General features: G+C 44.4%; 3 protein-coding genes and 1 pseudogene. 3 read left to right on the forward strand and 1 reads right to left on the reverse strand.

Translation table 11 applies throughout. The features are described from left to right. From AB4496_RS25050 to AB4496_RS25060, 3 genes are all read left to right on the forward strand, one after another. A partial coding sequence (locus AB4496_RS25050; protein WP_372132520.1) for a DEAD/DEAH box helicase occupies positions 1 to 1,065 on the forward strand: 1,065 nt, incomplete at its 5' end. Between the two features lie 109 nt (positions 1,066 to 1,174). Further along, positions 1,175 to 1,576, forward strand: a complete 402-nt coding sequence (locus tag AB4496_RS25055; RefSeq protein WP_102258183.1) for a PPC domain-containing DNA-binding protein — start codon at positions 1,175 to 1,177, stop codon at positions 1,574 to 1,576. 70 nt (positions 1,577 to 1,646) lie between these two features. Continuing rightward, positions 1,647 to 2,270: a PolC-type DNA polymerase III gene (locus tag AB4496_RS25060; protein ID WP_102258184.1), complete on the forward strand. Its 624-nt coding sequence runs from the start codon at positions 1,647 to 1,649 to the stop codon at positions 2,268 to 2,270. A gap of 82 nt (positions 2,271 to 2,352) precedes the next feature. Here AB4496_RS25060 and AB4496_RS25065 read toward each other — a convergent pair. Further along, positions 2,353 to 2,529 (reverse strand): annotated as a pseudogene (locus AB4496_RS25065) (DNA polymerase III subunit alpha); the annotation flags it as partial.

Below are 2,529 nucleotides of genomic sequence, written 5' to 3' on the forward strand. Positions count from 1 at the left end.
CAAACAGGTACAGGTAAAACTGCGAGCTTTGTTCTCCCTATCTTAGAAATGCTAAGTAAAGGTGAAACACAACGTAAAAAACGTATTCGTGCTGTTATTCTGACACCAACTCGCGAGCTTGCGATTCAGGTTGAGCAGAACATTACTAAGTACGCGAAGTTCCTAAACCTAACATCACTAGCGATGTACGGTGGCGTATCTTACCAACACCAGAAAGACCGCTTGATCGAAGGTGTCGATATTCTTGTGGCAACTCCAGGTCGTTTGATCGATATGTACGGACAACGTGCCGTTCATTTTGATGAAGTTGAAGTACTGGTTCTTGATGAAGCCGACCGCATGTTAGACATGGGTTTCATTGAAGACATCAACAAGATCATTGCGCGTTTACCACAAGACATCCAAAATCTACTGTTCTCAGCAACGCTTTCAACGCCAGTGCGTGCGCTAGCGAAAAGTGCTATCAGCGAAGCGGAAGAGATCTCAATTGCCAAAACTGACGCTTCTAAAGCGAACATTGAACAATGGTTGGTAACCGTAGATAAAGACCGTAAGTCTGCACTTTTAAGCCACATGATCAATGACGGTGAATGGGACCAAGCGCTTATCTTTATCGAGACTAAGCACGGCGCGGCTAAGCTAGTTGCCCAACTTGAAAAGCGTGGTATCGAAGCTGAAGCTTTCCACAGTGGACGTAGCCAAGCGATTCGTGAAAAGATTCTGGCTGATTTCAAAAAAGGTCGTCTAAAGTATCTAGTTGCGACAGGTGTTGCTGCTCGTGGTATCGATATCGATAATCTAAGCCGCGTAGTAAACTACGACATCCCATTCCCAGCAGATGATTATGTTCACCGTATTGGTCGTACTGGCCGTGCTGATGCATCTGGTGAAGCGATCTCTTTCCTATCGAAAGACAACTTCAAGAACCTGTGCATTATCGAAAAACGTCTTGGTCACTTGATTGAACGTCGTGTTGTTGAAGGTTTTGAACCACGCAAAGAAGTGCCAATATCTGTATTGAACTTCGTGCCTAAAAAGAAAAGAGACCTACAGCAACCTGAGTAATTTCAGGTTTAGACAATGCGAAAGTCGCGTTAGCCAAAATGAAAATAAAACGAAGCCCTATGTGGCTTCGTTTTGTTCTTTGAAATACATATAAAGTTGAGGCAATAAGATGATCACTCCTATCGCAACGAGATTAACTAGAGGCCAAGATCTAAAGCTTGAACTCCAAAAGCTAGTGACAGCGCACAATATCTCAGCGGGCTCTGTCGCGTCATGTGTCGGATGTGTTTCTCAACTCAATATTCGTCTGGCTAATGCAAACAACACCAAGCTAATCAAAGCTCCATTCGAAATCGTATCTGTGATGGCAACGCTAACCTCGAACCACCAGCATATTCATATATCCGTTGCTGATGAAAATGGTGACGTGATTGGCGGTCATCTGTTGGAGGGAACGATCATCGCAACCACCGCTGAATTGATTGTTCACCGCTACGATACTTTGACCTTCAACAGAGAGCATGACGATTCGACGGGTTACACTGAGCTCACTATCAGCAGTAACACATAATAGCTTCACTGATAGCAGCACCAAACGCCTCACATAAAGCGATACCACCCAATAGTAATTAGGAAACACGATGGCTCCAAACTCCGCAGACTCCGTTATCGTTCTCGATTTCGAAACCACAGGCTTATCACCAAACATGGGTGACCGAGCGATTGAAATCGGTGCGGTTAAATTAGTTAACGGCGAAGTCGTCGACACCTTTCAGCAACTCATGAACCCAGGGTTTCGTGTTAGCGGGTTCATTGAAAGCTATACCGGGATCAGTAACCGCATGTTAAGCAAAGCGGCCAATTGTAGCGAAGTGATGGATGAGTTTGCAGACTTTATCCAAGGCAGCCAACTTGTTGCTCACAATGCGTCGTTTGATAAGCGCTTTCTCGATGCGGAATTAGACTTTATTGGCCGAGACTACACAGGCAAGTTCGCTTGCTCAATGTTGATTGCTCGCCGCCTAATCCAAGATGCGCCGACTCATAAGCTAGGCGACCTTGTGCGCTTTAAGAATATCGACAACGACGGTACTTTCCACAGAGCGTTAGCCGATTCAGAAATGACAGCACGGTTGTGGTTATTGATGATTGATGAGCTTCAAAGTGACCACGGCATTCAACAGCCGAGTTTTCAACTGATGCAGAAAATATCTAAGACCGCTAAAGGCTCTATTCCAAAGCTGCTGATGAGCAACAGAAATTAAATATCTAAACTCTCTCCCCTTCAAGTTTGATTGACAGGCTAGTCGCATGGATAACTACTAGCCTTTAGAACGAAAGAAGACTCTACTCCTGCAGTGATTCAAATGTTCCTTTAAGGCTTGCTAATTCACTCATGAAATAAGCCCACTGCTTATTAGTGCTGCTTTCTACGATATCGACTAAAAAATTGGCTGATGTCTGCATGTTCTTATCAAGCTCAGGCTCAAGTCCTTCAGGATAATAAGCTTCATTGTTCAGAAG

It is taken from the genome of Vibrio sp. 10N.222.46.A1 (assembly GCF_041473595.1).
In the GTDB taxonomy this organism is placed as follows: domain Bacteria; phylum Pseudomonadota; class Gammaproteobacteria; order Enterobacterales; family Vibrionaceae; genus Vibrio; species Vibrio tasmaniensis_A.

Coding starts and splice junctions, on each gene's coding strand:
- AB4496_RS25060 (WP_102258184.1), top strand. CDS start 1,647: ATGGCTCCAAACTCCGCAGACTCCGTTATCGTTCTCGATTTCGAAACC.
- AB4496_RS25055 (WP_102258183.1), top strand. CDS start 1,175: ATGATCACTCCTATCGCAACGAGATTAACTAGAGGCCAAGATCTAAAG.